Source organism: Bacillus sp. FSL H8-0545 (assembly GCF_038006105.1).
GTDB lineage: Bacteria > Bacillota > Bacilli > Bacillales > Bacillaceae_G > Bacillus_A > Bacillus_A cereus_U.
The window spans coordinates 3,809,693-3,829,286 of sequence record NZ_JBBOUO010000001.1 but is presented as its reverse complement, the minus strand read 5'-3'; the positions used below and the strand labels follow the sequence as shown (position 1 = coordinate 3,829,286).

The following is a 19,594-nucleotide window of genomic DNA, read 5'->3' as shown; positions in this document are numbered from 1 at the left end:
ACGAATTGATCGCTCTCCTTATAAAAGAAGTTTCTTATTTTAGTCCCTTACATCAATGATAGTATGTGTGAGAAAGGGCTATGGAAACCAAAGTACTCGGTTTCACTTTTACTATTGTATCAGCGCCTTTATGTAATTGACAAGGATTAAGTGATTGCTTATTGATATAACGGGAATTTATAAGACTTTCCAACTTGGATTTTTGTAGCAGATGTATTTTTATTTAATTGCTTAAAATCATCAATTACTTTTTCAATAGAAGGAATTTTTTTCTTATTAATCGCTTCTGTAATAGAAAGAACTGTATCGCCAGTTTTTACTTCGATTGCTTTATAAGCTGTATCCGTTTCTTTTTCTGCTTCTTTCTCTTTATTTTGTTTTGTATCTGTATTTTCTTGTTTTATCGTTTGGGCAGCAGAGGTTTTTTTGTATGAACTTAACATCGGTAAAGTACCGATTTTTATGTCGTAATAAAATATATAACCGAGGACAAGCACCAATAAGAGTACACCTAATCTCTTCATATCCTTCACTCCTTTGCTAGGAATATATGCTTGTCCAAAAAAAAAATGCCTATTTAGGCATTTTTTTATAGTTCTTGTTTTTCTTTCGGTTTTGGAACTTCTTTAATTGTTAAGTATAGAACGATTAAAACAACTGCAATGTAAATGAATGTTGCGCCAGGTACGTTTATTTTGAATAAATCCATAATCATAAAGAAGATTGTTGGAATTGTGTAGCTGTAAGCAGTTAATGTCCAAACTTGTTTATAAGATAATTTGCGTTGACCGCTCATCGCAGAACCGATGAAGGCAAGCAATGTAACTCCTACAAAGGTAATAAATAATTGGAACAAGTACAGTAAGAACCCAATAACGAATAATAAGATTGGATAAATACTGTCAAATAACGAAATGAAATCTTGTAAATCCTTTTTCTCAAGAGATGCGCCTAATAAGTCATTATAGGAGTATGTTTGTGTTTGACCATTCCCCATGGAGACTACTTTATCTTTTAAAACAAATAAACCTGTTTTATTTTGATATTTTTCTAAGTCTGTTGAATTTGGATCAAATACGAAAAGGGCATTTCCATCTTCTTTTTCGATAGGTTGATCAATATCAGCTGTTAGCTCACCATTTTCAATTTTAAAATCAGGTAAATCTTTTTCGATTACTTTATTTACCATGTTAACACCATCTTGAATAACGCTACCGTACAAGAAAGTTCTTGGAATAGTAGTGATTAGGCAAAGAAGCATAATATACAAAATGGTTTTACCGATTTTTTGAAAACGGAAAAGCGCCATATCTTTAGGCGAATATACGCTTTTTGCTAGCTGTGTAAAAATGGACATAGATTCACTTCCTTTATGTATGTGTAAAATCATTGTAACGTACGAATCTAGAGAAGCTCAAGATATATTATATTTACATATAGTAGAAAGGACTAAATTTCTTTTTATTAATTTACTTCTTTTAGTAGAGAAAAATACAATTGACACTTTTCTTTTGTATATGGTAAATTTATCTTACATTTTTCAAACGATATATCCGATGGGAATGTAGTTGTTTTTAATGGTACATACATAATCGTGGACCCTTAGCTCAGTTGGTTAGAGCAGACGGCTCATAACCGTCCGGTCGTAGGTTCGAGTCCTACAGGGTCCATATCCATTTCATATGTTTATTATGTCAGCAGGAAGCTTCCTTGTAGAAGGAAGCTTTTTTTCGGAATATATGAGCATTTTAATTGAAAAGAAGTGGGAATTTTGCTACTTTAATGATAGCAAGACAAAGCGATTTATTTGTTTGCACCCTATGGCAATTAGGGTAGAATGAAGTTGTAGGTCACATATGTAGTGACAATACATAAACCGGGAGGAATATAACAATGGCAAAACACGAATTACCAAATTTACCTTATGCGTATGATGCTTTAGAACCTCACTTTGATAAAGAAACAATGAACATCCATCATACAAAACATCACAACACGTATATTACAAACTTAAACGCTGCTTTAGAAGGTCATGCAGAATTAGCAGACAAAAGCGTTGAAGAATTAGTTGCAAACTTAAACGAAGTACCTGAAGCAATCCGTACAGCAGTACGTAACAATGGTGGCGGACATGCTAACCATACATTCTTCTGGACAATCCTATCTCCAAACGGCGGGGGACAACCAGTAGGCGAACTTGCAACTGCGATTGAAGCGAAATTCGGTAGCTTCGATGCATTCAAAGCAGAATTCGCAAAAGCTGGCGCAACTCGCTTCGGTTCTGGTTGGGCTTGGTTAGTAGTAAACAATGGTGAGTTAGAAGTAACAAGCACTCCAAACCAAGATTCTCCTCTAACTGAAGGTAAAACTCCAGTTATCGGTTTAGATGTTTGGGAGCATGCTTACTACTTAAATTACCAAAATCGTCGTCCTGACTACATCGGTGCATTCTGGAACGTTGTAGATTGGAACGTTGCTGAAAAACTTTACCAAGAAGCAAAATAATTGAAGTTAATACAGCTAGAAAAAAGCTAGGAGTTTTCTCCTAGCTTTTTTCTATGCTCTCCTTTTACATAATTGAGCTTGTCTTTGGAAGACTAGAACATGAAGTAAAGGAGAGTTGTGTATGAAGTGGAAACATGTAATTGGTGATGTTGAAGTGAATCGGGATTTAGTATTATTGCTCGTTATAGGAGGTTTATACACGCTCGCAATTTCTTTATCGAATACGTTTGTAAACATTTATTTATGGAAGCAAACACAAAATTATGTAAATCTGGGCTTGTATAATTTGGCCAGCGTTGTATTGCAGCCTCTAACATTTCTTGTGGGCGGGAAATTAGCGAAACGTATTGATCGCTCGATTTTATTGCGAATCGGTGTAGGCACGTTAGCTGTTTTTTTTATCGTCGTTTTAGTAGCGGGAAAAAGTGCATCTCACTATATTTTACTAATGGGAGCCCTTTTAGGAGTTGGTTATGGTTTCTATTGGCTCGCTTTTAACTTGTTGACATTTGAGATTACAGAACCAGAAACAAGAGATTTTTTTAACGGTTTTCTCGGACTTCTTACATCTTTCTCTGGAATGATTGGACCGATAGCTGCAGGATATACAATTTCACGTATGGAAAAATGGAGCGGTTATACTGTCGTTTTCTTCCTCTCGTTAATGCTATTTGCGGTTGCAGTCGTTCTAAGCTTTTTTTTATCGAAGAGGGAATGTGAAGGACGCTATGAAATTGTGCAAGTATTGAAAGAGCGGCAAGTTGATGAAAACTGGGGAAGAATTACGCGTGCTCATTTCTTCCAAGGCTTGAGAGAGGGAACGTTTATTTTCGTTATTTCGGTATACGTCTATTTAGCATCTGGTAGCGAGTTAGCACTAGGGAAGTATAGTTTAGTGAATTCTGCAGTATCATTTGTATGCTATTATTTAGTTACTCGTCTGTTAAAGAAAGAATGGCGAAAAAAAGCAATTTTACTTGGTGGCATTATTTTATATGCGGTCGTATTTTTAGTTATTTTCAATGTTACATATACGAAATTACTTATTTATGCAGCATGTATTGCGGTTGCATATCCCATTTTACTCGTTCCGTACGGATCCATGACATACGATGTAATTGGTAGAGCAAAACAGGCGAGAGAATGGCGTGTAGAATATGTAGTTGTCAGGGAATTATGGTTAAATGCCGGAAGAATTTGTTCCATTTTAAGTTTTTTATGTGCTGTCATATTCTTTCCTCCTGAAAAAAGTTTACCTTTCTTACTATGTATTTTAGGAGCTGGACATTTTCTTATTTATTTTGCAGTTAAAAATGTCAAATATGATGAGGGGAATGTGAACAAAACCAGCGTTGTAGCGCAAGGAACCACGCAGAATCAAACTGAACCAGAAGGTTAACTTATCGTTTGTTTTATGCTAGAATAGAAAAAGATGTAAGACAGCAGTGAGGGCACCTGTATGAAGGTGTCCCTTTCACATTACATAGCTGTTGGTAGAGGGGGTTTGTATGAGCAAGAAGCAGAAAAAGAACCAGACAAAGACAAAAACCCACGTTCCCTTTCGGTTAAACGTGTTGTTTTTTTGCGTGTTTTTAATGTTCTCCGCGGTTATTGTAAGGCTTGGATACGTACAAATTGTTCGTGGCGAGGAATATAAAAATGAAGTTGAGAAAAAAGAAAATTCAACGATAAGTAATCCTGTACCACGCGGGAAAATATTTGATCGTAATGGAGAAGCAGTCGTAGATAATGAGCCTATTCGTACAATTACATTTACAAAAATGAAGGGATCAACTGCAGCAGATCGCTTAGAAACGGCGAAAAAGTTAGCAGATTTAATTGAAGTCCCAACAGATAAGTTAACAGATCGCGATAAAAAAGATTATTGGCTTGCTTTACATAAAGAAGAAGCAGAAACAAAAATCACAAAAAAAGATCGTGAAGAGCTTAAAACAAATAAAATTGACGATAAAGAACTGGATGAACGTCAACGAAATCGTGTAACAGAAGAAGAGATTAATCAACTGTCAGCAAAAGATTTAGAAATATTGGCGATCAAAAGTAAGATGGAAAGCGGATATGCAATGACGCCGCAAATCGTTAAAAAAAATGCAACACCGGAAGAATACGCGATTATTAGTGAAAATTTAGCGAAATTACCAGGTGTAGATACAAATGTTGACTGGGAGCGAAAATATAAGTATGACGATATGTTCCGAAGTGTACTTGGTGGTGTAACTTCTTCTGATGAAGGGCTGCCGAGAGAAAGATTAGATTACTATCTTGTTCGTGATTATAATCGTAATGATCGCGTAGGAAAAAGTTACCTTGAGCAACAGTACGAAGATAGTTTACACGGCACAAAAGCTGAAGTTAGAAATGTTACAGATAAAGATGGTAATATTTTAGAAACTATTAATGTGTCACAAGGACAACGAGGTAACGATCTGAATTTAACAATCGATATGGAATTACAAAAGCGCGTAGAAGAAATTCTTACGAAAAACTTAATGAGATTTAAAGGGAGCGAACCTCTTTTAGACCGTGCATTCGTTGTAATGATGAACCCGAAAAATGGTGAAGTTTTATCTATGGCGGGGAAACAATTAGTGGATAAAGACGGCGAAACGAAAGTAGAAGATTTTGCATTAGGAACGATGACGAGTTCTTATCCGATGGGTTCAACTGTAAAAGGTGCGACAGTACTTACGGGATATCAAACTGGCGCGATTCAACCTGGATCTGTACAGTTAGATGAACCAATTAAATTAAAAGGTACACAAACAAAATCATCATGGAAAACGATGGGATACATTAATGACCTGACAGCGTTAAAAATGTCTTCAAACGTTTATATGTTTAAAACAGCGATGAATATCGCTGGGGTTCCATATGTGCGAGGCGGTACGTTAGATATACCACAAAAATCATATGATACTATGCGTTACTATTTCGGTCAATTTGGACTTGGTGTAAAAACTGGCATTGATTTACCGAATGAAACGGCTGGACAAAGAGGTAGAACAGATCAGATACCAGGTTTCTTATTAGATTTATCAATCGGACAGTATGATACGTATACACCGCTTCAATTAGCGCAATATATTTCGACGATTGCAAATGGTGGATATCGTATGCAACCTCAAGTTGTAAAGGAAATTCGTCAGCCATCGGCGAAGCCCGAGGAAGTTGGAAAAGTTGTTCAATCCATGGAACCGAAAGTATTAAATCGTGTTGATATGCCTGAATCACAAATTAAACGTGTTCAAGAAGGATTTAGACAAGTGTTTAACGATACAGGTGGTACAGCTACAAAATACTTTGCAGGTGCACCATATAAAGCAGCTGGGAAAACAGGTACAGCTCAAACTGTATATGGCGGAGATAAAGAGATTGGTAGAAATGCAAAAGGTGAGCGTAAAGAAACATATAACTTAACATTAGTAGGTTATGCGCCACTTGAAGATCCAGAAGTAGCATTTTCTGTTGTTGTGCCATGGGTACATGATGATAAAACAGGGATTAATGGATATATTGGTCGTGAAATAATGGACGCTTACTTTGATTTGAAAAAACAAGCATTAACTGGTGAAGCTCCAAAAGATGAAAAAGAGAAAAAAAGTAATGCACAAGATGATGAATAAAAAAGTTGTAAAAAAAGCACACTATCTGAAAAGATAGTGTGCTTTTTTTTATGCTTTATGCATATGGTTTAGTAAATGTGGACAAGCGTAAAATGTTGAAAAAAACATGTAGTTTCAAAAACGATGAACATAACAAGATGAGTGCATACGCTCTAAGTTTGTCTTGTGTGATAGGTGATAGCAGTTTTATCCCGCTATTTGAGGGCAGTAAAACTCCCACCTCAAAATTCAGCTGGAGCAAAGAAGTTAGGGGGGAGCCATGCTGCCCGATTGGTGAGGGCTAATAATCAGTGGGGGATGAACAAAACCCCCACTGATTAAAGTTTCACTTTATGGATGATTAGAAAATTTTCTGCATCTAAAGTACAAAATTGACAATTAAGTTTGTGTATACAGTTGTTTTTGTGGAACTTTACAAAACTTTTACAAACAATTAAAACCGAATTAATAGTTTAGCAGTATTCTTATATCTGTAATCCTGTTATTTCCGGTTACTTCTAGGAGGAAGAACACGTGAAATGGATGAGCGCATCGATTAAAGTTTGGACATTATCGACATGTTTCCTTTGTTTTAATATGTCTACTGCATTCGCTACAAATGAAATGGGAGAAGTGAGAGTTGATGGATCCTCAACGGTTTTTCCTATTATAGAGGCAGTGGCAGAGGAATATACAAAGGCCCATCCAAACGTGAAAATTTCTATTAGTATTTCTGGGACAGGAGGAGGATTTAATCGTTTCAGTAAAGGAGAAGTAGATATAAACAATGCTTCGAGATTGATGAAACCGGTAGAAGAAAATGCAATGCAGAAAAACTCCATTCAATTTACACCATTTGAGGTTGCTTATGATGGTCTAACGATTGTTGTGAATCGTCAAAATACGTGGATAAACAATATGACGATAGACGAGTTACGTCTATTATGGAGTGAAAATGGAAGATTGAAACGATGGTCACAAATTCATTCATCATGGCCACGTGAACAAGTTGAATTTTATGCGCCAGGCGTAGACTCTGGTACTTATGATTATTTCCAAAATGTTGTCTTACAAAATAATCGCCTTGTAAAAACGGTTTCTTTGTCTGAAGACGATCAAGTTATTATGCAAGGGGTAATGAATGATAAAAATGCCATTGCTTTTGTAGGATATGCTTATTATATGGCCAATCGAGATAAGGTAAAAGCAATACAGGTGGATGGTGTATTTCCAACGAAAGAGACCATTCAATCGGGTACGTATAAGCCATTATCTAGGCCGCTATTTACGTATGTGAATCATGCATCTATCAGAAATAAAATTAATGTAGCAAATTATGTTGAGTTTATGATTAAGCATGTTGGAAGCCTTGCTGAAGAGGTCGGATATGTAAAATTACCAAAAGAAAAATATAATGAACAGCTGCGAATGTTAACAGAAATAAAAAGGTAATGTCAGGGTGGAAAGGGGTTTTCATCTTTGGCTCATAATGACAAAAGTCAAATTACATTTTCTGTACAACATTTGATTGGGAGAAATACAAATAGAAGAAAAAAAACGCAGCGAATCAATCGAATTGTTCCGTTAATACTAAAAGTCATTGCTAGCGTGTCCATTGTAACGACACTTGGAATTATTATTACGTTGGCAAATGAAACAATCATGTTTTTTCAAAAGATATCATTGTATTCTTTTTTGACAGAGAAAGAATGGTTACCTTTTTTTGAAGATCCGAAATTCGGTATATTACCACTTATATGTGGAACAATCCTTGTAACAGCAATTGCCATGTTCGTAGCAATTCCTATTGGTTTAGGTTGTGCCGTGTTTTTAAGCGAATACGCTTCGAATGGCGCTCGGAAAATATTAAAACCGTTGTTAGAGCTACTAGCAGGCATCCCGACAATTGTATATGGTTTTTTCGCGTTAACAGTTGTCACGCCACTTTTACAACGCGTTATACCAGATTTGCAGTTTTTTAATGCTATTAGTCCGGGTATTGTTATAGGGTTCATGATGATCCCGACGATTGCGTCTCTCTCTGAAGATGCGATGAGAGCTGTAGAAAAAGGAATTAAAGAAGCCTCATTAGCGCTAGGAGCGACTCGTTTTGAGATGGTAAAACAAGTGGTGTTTCCATCGGCTTTTACGGGCATAATGGCAGCGATTATATTAGCAGCTTCTCGAGCAATTGGTGAAACGATGATTGTTGTTATTGCAGCTGGATCAACACCTAATGTATCGATAGATCCGACTCATTCTATTCAAACATTAACAGCCTATATTGTACAAGTGAGTTTAGGTGATGCTCCGCACGGAACGATTACTTATTACAGCATGTATGCTGTAGGTGCAACGTTATTTATGTTTACTTTTATTATGAATATCATTTCGCAATATATTATGCGCCGTTTTAGGAGGGTGACATAATATGCGAATGTTAAACCATAAAAAAATACAAGAAAATATGGCATCGCGTTTTTTAAAGGATCGGATTTACAAGTGTTTGTTTTATATAGCAATTTTGTTTTCGGTAGTAATACTTTTTATATTGCTTTTTCAAATTTTTGAAAAAGGTATAAGTTATCTTTCAATAGATTTCTTTACAAACTTCGCCTCACGTAATCCGAGAGAAGCTGGGATTGTTGCTGCTTTGTCAGGAACAATACTATTTATGAGCATTGTTATACCGGTCTCTTTTATATTTGGAGTCGGAACAGCTCTTTATTTAGAGCATTATGCGAAGGAGTCCATTTTTAAAAAGTTAATTGAATTAAATAATCAAACATTAGCAGGGGTACCTTCCGTTGTGTTTGGTTTACTCGGGTTAACTATTTTCGTATACGCTCTCCATTTAGGAGAGAGCATAATTGCAGCGGCACTGACGATGAGTTTACTCGTCTTACCAACTGTTGTTGTAGCTAGTCAAGAAGCGATTCGAACTGTGCCGAGCTCATTACTAGAGGCTTCTTACGGATTAGGTGCTACGAAGTGGCAAACGATGTATCACATTGTATTGCCAGTAGCTTTACCAGGGATTGTAACGGGATGTACGTTAGCGGTATCGAGAGCAATTGGTGAGGCAGCACCATTATTAGTCATTGGGGCTCTTGCCTTTGCAAATTATGTTCCGTTCAGTATGTTTGATAGATTTACGGTTTTACCAATTCAAATTTTTAATTGGATGAGTAGACCACAAGAAGAATTTCAGCATGTAGCAGCAGCTGGGATGATTGTTTTGCTAGGGTTACTGCTCTTTATAAATATATTTGTCTTATGGTTACGAAATCGAAAATAAGTTGGAAGTGGATGAAAGGGGAATTCAAATGGTAGCAACAGTAGTAAATGTACAGGTGAAAAACGAGAAAAAGATTGAGACAGCACCAAAAAAAGTGGTATTTGATACGAAAAATTTAAATTTATGGTACGGAGAAGACCACGCTTTAAAAGATATCAACTTAAGTATTCATGAGAATGAAGTAACAGCGATTATCGGTCCAAGTGGTTGTGGTAAATCAACGTACTTAAAAACACTAAATCGTATGGTAGAGTTAGTGCCTATCGTTCGAACTACGGGCGTTATCGAATATAGAGAACGAAACATATTCGAAAAGTCATATCCGGTTGAAGAATTGCGTACGCATGTGGGAATGGTGTTCCAAAAGCCAAATCCATTCCCAAAATCTATTTATGAAAATGTAGCATATGGCCCGAAAATACATGGTGTTCGTGACAAAAAAACACTTGATGAAATCGTTGAGAACAGTTTACGCGGAGCAGCTATTTGGGATGAGTTAAAAGATCGTTTGCACGATAATGCATACGGTTTATCTGGTGGACAGCAACAGCGCCTATGTATTGCACGCTGCTTAGCGATTGAGCCAGACGTAATTTTAATGGATGAGCCAACGTCGGCGCTAGATCCAATTTCAACATCAAAAGTAGAAGAGCTAATTCAGGAATTAAAGAAAGATTTTAGTATTGTTATCGTGACGCACAATATGCAACAAGCAGCACGTATTTCAGATAAAACCGCTTTCTTCTTAAGTGGAGAAGTTGTGGAATATACAGATACGAACAAGTTATTTACAACACCTACAGATAAGCGTACAGAAGACTACATTACAGGACGATTTGGTTGATATTGCTGTAAGGCTAAGAGTAAATGCTCTCTTAACAGAGGGCATTTCTCACTTTCACCTCATTCTAATAGGGGAGTAATATTTCTCTTTTCTCAAGGCTTAATAAACATACAAGAGGCTGGGTAGGGGATTTATATAAAATGGCACATAATATTGAGGGGGAAGAAACGATGGTAAGAGAACAGTTTCAATATGATTTAAAAACGTTACAGCAAAAGGTGATCGAGCTTGGTGAGTTAGCAAGGGAAGCTTTATTGATTGCTATGGAAGGTCTTCACAACAGGGATATAGAGAAAGCGTTAGAAGTCATTGATGGGGATTATCGCATGGATAATTTAGAAGAGGAAATAAATGACCTTGCGCTTATGCTTATTACAAAGCAGCAGCCTGTAGCAAGTGATTTAAGAAGGATTTTCATTTCAATTAAAACAGCGACAGATTTAGAACGTATTGCAGACCATGCTGTTAATATTGCGAAATCAACAATTCGTCTTGGTGAAAAAGAAGTGGTCGTTAGCTTGCGTAATCTTGAGGAAATGTTTGAGATTGCTCATAAGATGTTAAATTTAGCATTAGAAGCATATGAGCAAGAAAATTTAACTTTTGCTAAACAAATTGCTGAAATGGATGATTCAGTTGATGAAATTTATGGGAAGGCGATTCGTGAATTTATTTCCTCTGTCCCTGGACAACCAGAAGCGATTACACAAATTACACAACTATCCTTTGTTGCAAGATATATTGAGCGTGTAGCAGACCATGTTACAAATATTGCTGAGAATGTATTTTATTTAGTAAAAGGAAAGCATTATTTATTGAATGAGTAGGGGGAAAAGTAGGTGATGAGAAATCACCTGCTTTTTTTAGTCAAAACATGACAAAAAAAGCTCGTTGTTTCCTTTAGTCTATGATGATAAGATGTATCATAATTAATGGGAAAATAAGTACATATGTGTTAATTACGTCTTATTAATTATTTTACTAAGTTAATGGTAAGCGCTTTCTTTTTTTATCGGGAGTTAAAAGGTACATTTATTCATAAAGTGAGGCTTTAATTAGTGGGGCTGTCTCTCACTGATTGTTAGATTTACCAAAACGGACTTTTCCTGCAGTTAATGTGGGATAAATGATATACGGAGTTCTTGAACATTATATAAGTGGAGGCTGAAGTATATGAAGGGGGTTATTTTAGCTGGAGGAAAAGGGAGACGTCTTAGACCATTAACATGTAATACTCCAAAACCGATGTTACCATTGTTAGAAAAACCAGTTCTTGAATATAATATTGAATTATTACGTCAGCATGGTATTCGTGAAATTGCGATTACAGTTCAATATATGAGTACTGCCATTAAGCAATACTTTGGTGATGGTAGTAAGTGGGGAGTTAACTTGTATTATTTTGAAGATTCTCCTCCGCTTGGAACAGCAGGGAGCATTAAGCAAGCGGAAAGTTTTTTAGATGAAACATTTGTTGTTATTAGTGGGGATGCATTAACTGACTTTCAATTATCAGAAGGAATTGCATTTCATGAACAGAAGAAGAGAATGGTAACGATGTTTGCGAAAGAAGTAGAAAACCCACTCTCATTTGGGTTAGTTGTAATGAATAAAGAACAAGAAATTATACGATATATAGAAAAACCGAGCTGGAATGAGGTAGTTTCTAATATTGTGAATACAGGTATTTATATAATGGAGCCAGAAATCTTTTCTTACATACCATCCATGGAATTTTCGGATTTCAGTCATGATGTGTTTCCGTTATTAGCTAATAAAAATGCTTTATTTGCATATTTATCAGAAGACTATTGGCTAGATATTGGTACATTTGATCAATATCGGCAAGCTCAATTCGATTTGTTGACGAAAAAATTGAAGGTGCCTATTCCATATACAGAAGTATTACCAATGGTGTGGATGGGAGAAGGTGTAACGATAGGAAAAGGAACGAAAATTCATGGTCCTTCTTTTATTGGAGAAGGAGTAATGATTGGTGCGGGGGCTGTAATTGAACCGTACTCTATTATCGGGAAAAATAGTATCGTTTCAAGTTATTCTCATCTTCAAAAAAGCATCATTTTTGCAAACGCTCATATAGGAAAAAATTGTGAGTTGTTAGAAACAACAATAGGAGATCATACAATGGTCGAAGATGATGTTACACTTTTTCAAAAAAGTATTGTAGCGGACCATTGTCATATAGGGAAAAGTACAGTAATTAAGCAAAAAGGAAAAATATGGCCATATAAGGAGATAGATAGTCATTCGATAGTAGGTTCTGCCGGTGTTAAAGAGAGTGAAAAGAGTGCAGGGTGGTTACAAAAAAGCCGGATTGTAGGAAGGGGTAATGTTGAAATTACTCCTCAATTTATTGTGAAAGTTGCAATGGCTTATGGATCTCTTTTTGCCAAAGGAGAGAGTATATTGATTGGAAGTCAGGAAAATATAGAAACAACTTCCTTTAAAAATTTATTCCTCCATGCCATTCATGGCAGCGGGATTCATACGATGGAATGTAAAGAAATGAATGAGTCGCTTTTTCAGTATGCGATTCATAATTTGCAATGTGCAGGTGGAGTTTTCGTTCAAGTGGAAAGCGAAAGAGGGATTGTTATACAACTATATGGTAAGGAGGGCTCGCTTTTAACGTATAAGCAGCAAAAAGCGATAGAACAAGTATATATGTCTGAGTCGTTTTATTACGCTTGTGAGAAAGAAATGGGACGAAATAAGCTAGTTCACGTTTCTGTAAATAATTATGTAGAAGCTGTGTTAGAGCGTATTGATATTGAAACGATACAAAAACAGAAGTTTCATCTCCTTATTAATAAGAGAAATGATATGTTACAATATTTACTTATGCTCTTTCTACAAAGGCTTGGATGTACAGTTACATGGATTTATGCGAGTGAACAAAAAGATCATGTGAAAGCTCTGATGAAATCGAGTAAAGCAAATATGGCGCTTATGTTTTCTGAACATGGAAATCGCTTCGAATTATATGACACTCACAGCAATATTTACCAAGGAACTGATTTTGAAGAAGTAGATATTCCGGATTTATTACTCGAATCAGCAGATAATGTTTACCCGATGTCTTTGAAATTAGGGGAATGTTATCTCCTCTTTTATATGCATAATGAAAAAAACTCTTTTCAAATAAGATGGAAGCGAGATATTTTATATCGAATTGGAAAATTATTTGAATTAATAGCGTTGCAAGGAAAAACATTACTTAGCATAGCAGAGCAATCACCTCCACTGTATCTACTTTATGATGAAGTTGTATGTTCATGGAAGGAAAAAGGGAAAGTAATGAGGAAATTATTGGCCGATATGGAAATAAAAGAAGAAGGTATATTTGAAGGGATACAGTTCAAATATACAGAAAAAGAGTGGTCTTATATCGTTTCTGATACAAAACAACCAAAATTTTTGGTGTATTCACATGCTAGAAACCCAGTGATAGCAAGGGAAAACATGAAAAATCTTATAGAAAAAATTAGACAATATCAAAAGGTGTAGAATTTTTATTTTAAAAGTGGTATTATAGTATAGTCTGATTTAAGTTATTAGTGACTGGAGGGAAATAAGAATGCGTGTGAATATTACTCTAGCATGTACAGAATGCGGAGATCGTAACTATATCTCAAAGAAAAATAAACGTAACAACGCTGAGCGTATCGAGCTTAAAAAGTATTGCAAGCGTGACAAGAAGTCTACGTTACACCGTGAAACAAAGTAAGCAGTAGGAATATTTTCCTACTGTTTCTTTTTTTTTTAGGCGATTCCTACGTAAAAGTGATACACTATCCTCGTAGAGTAAAGTGTCACTGCAAGGGGGAGAAGTGTGTGAAAGAAGAGAAAATACGTTTACGCAAACAAATAATAGAACACATGAATTCTTTATCTGAAGAACAGTATACAACTTTATCGGAACAAATTGCCGTTTCGGCGTATGGACAAAAAGAGTGGGTTGAAGCTAAAACAATTGGAATCACTCTCTCGATGGAGCAAGAAGTGAATACATATCCTATTATCGAAAAAGCTTGGGAAGAAGGAAAGAAAATTGTTGTTCCGAAGTGTAATAAAGGGGCAAGAACGATGTCTTTCCGACGAATTAGTGATTTTAACCAATTAGAAACAGTATATATGAATTTACGTGAACCGATTCCAGGGCTTACGGAAGAAGTAAATGCGTGTGAAATTGATCTTCTTATCGTGCCAGGAGTAGCTTATACACAGCGAGGAGAACGGATTGGATATGGCGGTGGCTACTATGATCGTTATCTCGTGCACTATAAAGGGAAAACGCTATCATTAGCTTATGATTTTCAAATTGTAAAACATATTCCGGTCGAGCCATTTGATAAAAATGTAGAGAAAATTATTACAGAAAAAGGAACAATGGTTATAAATGGGCTTGTATAGACAAATAAAAATTGACGAGACTTTTTCTTCTTGATTATAATAAAATATGTGAACGTTTTCTTATTATAATTTTTTTATAGTAAGTGAGCATAGAGGGTGATAAAATGATATCCATTTATGATATTCAGCAATTGTTAAAGAAATTTGGCACGATTATTTATACGGGTAATCGAATTGCTGATTTACAATTAATGCAAGATGAATTGCGTGAATTAAATCAATCACAGTTAATCGATCCACAAGACTATCAAACAGCTTTATTTTTGTTGAAGCAAGAAATTCAAAAAGAGATAAATAAGAATTAGATAAAGGTAGGTACGTAACATGGAAGAGAAATGGTTAGTTGGTGTTGACCTTGGTGGTACAACGATTAAATTAGCATTTATTAATGTGTACGGTGAAATTTTACATAAGTGGGAAATCCCTACGAATACGAATGAACAAGGAAAACATATTACACTTGATGTAGCGAAAGCTATTGATAAAAAGTTAGAAGAATTAGGTGAATTAAAAAGCAAGCTAATCGGTATTGGTATGGGAGCTCCTGGTCCTGTACATGTGGCATCTGGAATGATTTATGAAGCGGTTAATTTAGGATGGAAAAACTATCCGTTAAAAGACTTGCTAGAAGTAGAAACAGGATTACCTGTTGTGATTGATAATGATGCAAACTTAGCGGCGCTTGGTGAAATGTGGAAAGGTGCTGGCGAAGGAGCAAAAGATTTAATTTGTATGACACTTGGCACTGGTGTTGGTGGTGGTGTTATCGCCAATGGTGAGATTGTACATGGTATAAGCGGTGCTGCTGGTGAGATTGGACATATTACAGTTGTTACAGAGAACGCTTTTCCATGTAATTGCGGGAAGTCGGGTTGCTTAGAAACAGTAGCCTCTGCAACAGGTATTGTGCGTGTTGCTATGCAAAAAATACAAGAGACAGATAAAGAAAGTGTTTTACGTTCTATGTTAGCAGAAGAAGGGCTTATTACATCAAAAGATGTGTTTGAAGCGCTTGGACAAGGTGACGAACTAGCAGGTGAAGTAGTGGAAAAAGTAGCTTCTTATTTAGGATTAGCTGTAGCGAACCTTGCTAGTACGTTGAACCCAGAGAAAATCGTAATTGGTGGTGGCGTATCCAAAGCTGGAGATGCACTATTAGAGCCAATTCAACGTTATTTCGAGCAATATGCTTTCTCTCGTGCTGTAAAGAGCACAAAGTTAGCAATTGCAATACTTGGTAATGATGCAGGTGTAATTGGAGGAGCGTGGCTTGTAAAAAAGCACAAATACGAGGCGAAGATGATATAAGTTGTGAATAATGAGAAGAGGAAGGGGCCCCCTTCCTCTTTTTATGCAAGATCTTGTTGGAGAATAAAAATGTAAATGGATTAAGCTGCTGGTGGGTACCCATTATATAGAACAGTCATGATTGTAAACCATCCGAAAACAAGTACGGTTGCAATAGCGAAGCCGCCCGCGAATAAGTTTTTTTCGCGAAGTGTTCTAAGCGTAGCAAATACAGCTAACAGAGTGACTAGCGTAAAAATAATAACAAGGCCCATACAATATCCTCCTCTGTCTACTCATTCCTTAGGATGAGTTTTTAGAATATTTACTCTTTTATATTGTACATGTTTTAAAAATGATTGTCGAGATAACACCCCTTCTTTTCCTAAGAGAAAGAAATGTTGTATCATTAAAAGTAAATTAAATAACTGGAGGAGATTTTCATATGAAATGGATACAAATGCCGTTAGGCCCATTACAAACAAATGCTTATATTTTAACGAATGATCAAAATGAGTGTATTATCTTTGATCCTGGCCATGAAGGAGAGAAACTTGTTACATATTTACAAGAAGCACAGTTAAAACCACTTGCGGTTTTATTAACACATGCTCATTTCGATCATATCGGTGCTGTTGATGCGGTGAGAGACGCTTTTCATATTCCTGTATACGTACATAAAGAAGAAGCGGATTGGTTAGGTGATGCAACTGTGAATGGCTCACAAATTTTTATGATGAACCGCAGTATTACAGCAAAACCAGCAGATCATATTATTGACGAAGAGGGTACATTAACGATTGATTCTTTTAGTTTTGAAATTTTTGAGACACCAGGACATTCTCCAGGAAGTATTTCTTATTATAGTAAAGAAGCGAATGCTGTATTTTCTGGAGATGTATTGTTCCAAATGAGTATTGGAAGAACGGATTTACCTGGTGGAAGTTTTGCTGAATTAATTGGAAGTATTGAAGAGAAATTATTTGTATTACCAGATGAAACAGCGGTGCTATGTGGACACGGTCCAGAAACAAGCATTGGTTTTGAAAAAGAAAATAATCCATTTTTACAATAAGGAGTCATTATGGGGATGGAGCTCATTTTAAGAGAATGGATGGGAAAAGAAAAGGATCATTCGATTTCATATAGTACGTATATGAACCTCGTATTATATGCAGAGGAACATGGGTATTATATGAGAGAACGTGAAAAAATTGGAAGACAGGGAGATTTTTTTACGAGTAGCAATGTATCTTCTGTATTTGCGAAGACTTTTGCTAAGTTTTTTATTCGGCTTGTTGAAAAGGGAGAAGTTTCTCCAAATATTTGTGAGATTGGTGGGGGAACAGGAAAGTTTGCCTATGATATTTTACAAGAATGGAAACAATTATCTCCGGAAACCTTTATCAATTTAAACTATTCAATTATTGAAGTGAGCCCTTTTCATAGAAGGCTACAACAGGAGAAGCTTTGTTTATTTGATAATGTGTCGTATTATACATCTTATATTGAAATGGGAGAGTCTTTCGAAGGAATTATTTTTTCGAATGAATTATTTGATGCGTTTCCTGTTGAGATAGTTGAGAAAAGAAATGGAATTTTGTATGAAGTACGTATCACGTATACAGATGAGGGAAACCTTACAGAAGTATTTAGACCGATAGAGAAAAGAGTCGGTCGTTACTTATTGAAATATAACATTCATATTGCTGAGGGACAGCGCTTTGAAGTGCCTATTGCAATGGAAGAGTATATAGAAGAGATTGCGAAATGGTTTCAGAAAGGTATATGTATTACAGTTGATTATGGATATACAAAAGAAGAATGGATGCATCCTGCACATCATGAAGGAAGTTTAAGAGGATATTATAAGCATAAGCTAATTCGTAATCCGCTTGCATATCCAGGAGAAATGGACCTTACTACGCACGTTCATTGGGATGAGTTGAAGATGAATTTTGAGCTACAAGGAATTAATACGATATGGCATAGGAAGCAATCAGAGTTTTTGTTAGCAGCAGGAATATTAGATCAGCTTGCTAGCCATCAAGATACCAACCCTTTTTCTGAAACTCAAAAACGAAATCGAGCAGTTCGTTCTATGATTTTGAACGGAAGCTTAGGAAGTGCCTTTGATGTTGTTATGCACACGAAAGATATGAAGAATTTACTTTTGAATCAATATTTAACAATATGAAAAAACAAGACACAGTATATTTCTGTGTCTTGTTTTTTAATACGACTTATGTAGTATTATATATTTCCTCTCATGATATATATTTATATTAAAGATATGAGATGAAAAATATAGAATACGTTCTTTTTCTCTGCCTATAGGTCCCTAACCTAATAATACGCGAACGAGTTGAATAATTGTTTCGTTTTCTACTTTGTAGTAAATTTCCAATCCTTTTCTTTCACTAGAAACGATTTTAGCACTTTTTAATTTTGCTAAATGCTGTGAAATTGTAGATTGTGGCATGTTTAAGCCTGTGTACATTGTAGAAACGTTGCTTGGGCCACGTTCAATTAATCCCTTTACAATACATAAGCGAACAGGATGAGCAAGCACTTTCAATAATTCTGCATTGCTTTCATAAAGTTCTATTTCTTTTTGAAAGGTTTCTAACATGTTCTTTTCCACCTCCGTGTGAGCTGTTATACCATACTATACATACCAAAAAATTAAAGAAAAGAAAACAGTTGTTGCAGAAAAAAAGTCCTAAAGTAAAGAAATTGTAAGAAAAGAGACCCTGATGTAAATAAAATAGATAAATTTGCACAGTTTTGTAAAATGACATTTTTGGGTGAAAATTTTGATGCGTTTCAAAAATTGAAAGATATAGATATATTCGTAACACAATTTTATCATGATTTTCTTATTCTTTCAAATGAATATACGAAATTTTTAAAATAATATGACAAAGGAATTATAATATTATATACAGAATATATAACAGGTTAAAAGAAAAGAAGCTGATTATGATCAGCTTCTTTATGATGATAATGAAATGTTTGGATGTAACTGATAAATCTTAGAATGAGCAAGTCATTAGTCATTTATTCTAGAGTTCATTTTTTATCAACTTTAAAAATCTGTGGTTCCATATATTTTCATAAAAATCAATCGTCTCTTGTGCAGACATAAATGAATTATTCAAAGTAGAGGTTGCTTTCTGCACCATGAAGTTTTCGTATCCCAATCCATGAGAAAATTTAATCGTAGCATCCATACAGTACTCTGTTTGGGCACCACAAAATTCAATACGATGTACAGATAATTGATCTAAAATTTCTTTTAAGTTTGTTTTATAAAATGAATTTGCATGTGTTTTTCGTACAAAAAATCTTGTTCTTGAACATCTAGATCGGTATGAATAGCCCAAAGTTCTTTTTCGGGTACTAAATCATCATCACAATGTTGAACAAAAATGATTGGTTTATTTGATTTTCTGTATGAAGAAATTCTTTTATTTACTTTTGTAAGCAAGTTTTGTAAATCAAATAAATGCTCTCCGCTATAACATACCCCATTTTGTAAATCGATAACGATTAAAATATCTGCACAAGTATCCATTATTTTTACCCCTTTTTTATTTCTTA

19 protein-coding genes, 1 tRNA gene and 1 pseudogene are annotated in these 19,594 nt (G+C 35.4%); 16 read left to right on the top strand and 5 right to left on the bottom strand.

Annotation, left to right across the window (positions count from 1 at the left end; all coding sequences use genetic code 11):
- Nucleotides 1-158: 158 nt before the first annotated feature.
- Nucleotides 159-524, bottom strand: coding sequence for a hypothetical protein (locus MHI07_RS20090; RefSeq protein WP_215579679.1), 366 nt, complete (start codon nucleotides 522-524; stop codon nucleotides 159-161).
- A 65-nt stretch (nucleotides 525-589) separates the two neighbouring features.
- Entirely contained in the window at nucleotides 590-1,357 is a 768-nt protein-coding gene (gene yqgB / locus MHI07_RS20085; RefSeq protein ID WP_002034056.1) for a protein YqgB, read from the bottom strand.
- A gap of 239 nt (nucleotides 1,358-1,596) precedes the next feature.
- Between yqgB and MHI07_RS20080 the strand changes: the two genes are divergently transcribed.
- The 14 genes from MHI07_RS20080 (at nucleotide 1,597) to glcK (ending at nucleotide 16,012) form a co-directional block, all read left to right on the top strand.
- Nucleotides 1,597-1,670: transfer RNA gene (locus tag MHI07_RS20080), tRNA-Ile, on the top strand.
- 223 nt (nucleotides 1,671-1,893) lie between these two features.
- Nucleotides 1,894-2,505 carry a superoxide dismutase [Mn] gene (sodA, locus tag MHI07_RS20075; RefSeq protein ID WP_001052029.1) on the top strand — a complete coding sequence of 204 codons (612 nt, stop codon included), beginning with the start codon at nucleotides 1,894-1,896 and terminating at the stop codon, nucleotides 2,503-2,505.
- A gap of 121 nt (nucleotides 2,506-2,626) precedes the next feature.
- Complete coding sequence (locus MHI07_RS20070) at nucleotides 2,627-3,904, top strand: MFS transporter (RefSeq protein WP_002160462.1); 1,278 nt, start codon at nucleotides 2,627-2,629, stop codon at nucleotides 3,902-3,904.
- A gap of 109 nt (nucleotides 3,905-4,013) precedes the next feature.
- The gene (locus tag MHI07_RS20065; protein ID WP_215579678.1) at nucleotides 4,014-6,149 is read left to right on the top strand and encodes a peptidoglycan D,D-transpeptidase FtsI family protein; all 2,136 of its coding nucleotides are present in this window, start codon (nucleotides 4,014-4,016) and stop codon (nucleotides 6,147-6,149) included.
- A gap of 513 nt (nucleotides 6,150-6,662) precedes the next feature.
- Nucleotides 6,663-7,580, top strand: coding sequence for a PstS family phosphate ABC transporter substrate-binding protein (locus MHI07_RS20060; RefSeq protein WP_215579677.1), 918 nt, complete (start codon nucleotides 6,663-6,665; stop codon nucleotides 7,578-7,580).
- A 27-nt stretch (nucleotides 7,581-7,607) separates the two neighbouring features.
- Entirely contained in the window at nucleotides 7,608-8,558 is a 951-nt protein-coding gene (gene pstC, locus MHI07_RS20055) for a phosphate ABC transporter permease subunit PstC (RefSeq protein ID WP_215579676.1), read from the top strand.
- Nucleotide 8,559: 1 nt separating this feature from the next.
- Entirely contained in the window at nucleotides 8,560-9,426 is an 867-nt protein-coding gene (gene pstA / locus MHI07_RS20050) for a phosphate ABC transporter permease PstA (RefSeq protein ID WP_002111858.1), read from the top strand.
- A gap of 28 nt (nucleotides 9,427-9,454) precedes the next feature.
- Nucleotides 9,455-10,270 (top strand): phosphate ABC transporter ATP-binding protein, encoded by an 816-nt coding sequence (gene pstB, locus MHI07_RS20045; RefSeq protein ID WP_002160466.1) that lies wholly within the window; start codon nucleotides 9,455-9,457, stop codon nucleotides 10,268-10,270.
- Nucleotides 10,271-10,440: 170 nt separating this feature from the next.
- Entirely contained in the window at nucleotides 10,441-11,097 is a 657-nt protein-coding gene (phoU, locus tag MHI07_RS20040; protein WP_033711012.1) for a phosphate signaling complex protein PhoU, read from the top strand.
- Nucleotides 11,098-11,443: 346 nt separating this feature from the next.
- Entirely contained in the window at nucleotides 11,444-13,798 is a 2,355-nt protein-coding gene (locus MHI07_RS20035) for a sugar phosphate nucleotidyltransferase (protein WP_340825851.1), read from the top strand.
- Nucleotides 13,799-13,868: 70 nt separating this feature from the next.
- On the top strand, nucleotides 13,869-14,018 hold the full coding sequence (gene rpmG, locus MHI07_RS20030; RefSeq protein ID WP_001265616.1) for a 50S ribosomal protein L33: 150 nt from the start codon (nucleotides 13,869-13,871) through the stop codon (nucleotides 14,016-14,018).
- A 107-nt stretch (nucleotides 14,019-14,125) separates the two neighbouring features.
- Nucleotides 14,126-14,704: a 5-formyltetrahydrofolate cyclo-ligase gene (locus tag MHI07_RS20025; RefSeq protein WP_078180597.1), complete on the top strand. Its 579-nt coding sequence runs from the start codon at nucleotides 14,126-14,128 to the stop codon at nucleotides 14,702-14,704.
- A gap of 104 nt (nucleotides 14,705-14,808) precedes the next feature.
- A complete protein-coding gene (locus MHI07_RS20020; RefSeq protein ID WP_002160470.1) occupies nucleotides 14,809-15,009 on the top strand; it encodes a YqgQ family protein in 201 nt (66 codons plus the stop codon).
- Nucleotides 15,010-15,028: 19 nt separating this feature from the next.
- Nucleotides 15,029-16,012, top strand: coding sequence for a glucokinase (gene glcK, locus MHI07_RS20015; RefSeq protein ID WP_002145726.1), 984 nt, complete (start codon nucleotides 15,029-15,031; stop codon nucleotides 16,010-16,012).
- An 80-nt stretch (nucleotides 16,013-16,092) separates the two neighbouring features.
- Here glcK and MHI07_RS20010 read toward each other — a convergent pair whose 3' ends face one another.
- Complete coding sequence (locus tag MHI07_RS20010; RefSeq protein WP_002111850.1) at nucleotides 16,093-16,266, bottom strand: DUF2759 domain-containing protein; 174 nt, start codon at nucleotides 16,264-16,266, stop codon at nucleotides 16,093-16,095.
- A 170-nt stretch (nucleotides 16,267-16,436) separates the two neighbouring features.
- On the opposite strand from MHI07_RS20010, the gene MHI07_RS20005 reads away from it, so the two are divergent.
- Together MHI07_RS20005 and MHI07_RS20000 are read left to right on the top strand one after the other, a co-directional pair.
- Complete coding sequence (locus tag MHI07_RS20005) at nucleotides 16,437-17,066, top strand: MBL fold metallo-hydrolase (protein WP_016106164.1); 630 nt, start codon at nucleotides 16,437-16,439, stop codon at nucleotides 17,064-17,066.
- Nucleotides 17,067-17,075: 9 nt separating this feature from the next.
- On the top strand, nucleotides 17,076-18,188 hold the full coding sequence (locus MHI07_RS20000) for a class I SAM-dependent methyltransferase (protein ID WP_002160471.1): 1,113 nt from the start codon (nucleotides 17,076-17,078) through the stop codon (nucleotides 18,186-18,188).
- A 144-nt stretch (nucleotides 18,189-18,332) separates the two neighbouring features.
- Here MHI07_RS20000 and MHI07_RS19995 read toward each other — a convergent pair whose 3' ends face one another.
- Nucleotides 18,333-18,623: an ArsR/SmtB family transcription factor gene (locus MHI07_RS19995; protein ID WP_000894375.1), complete on the bottom strand. Its 291-nt coding sequence runs from the start codon at nucleotides 18,621-18,623 to the stop codon at nucleotides 18,333-18,335.
- Between the two features lie 433 nt (nucleotides 18,624-19,056).
- Nucleotides 19,057-19,568, bottom strand: a pseudogene (locus MHI07_RS19990) (cysteine hydrolase family protein).
- Between the last annotated feature and the right edge of the window lie 26 nt (nucleotides 19,569-19,594).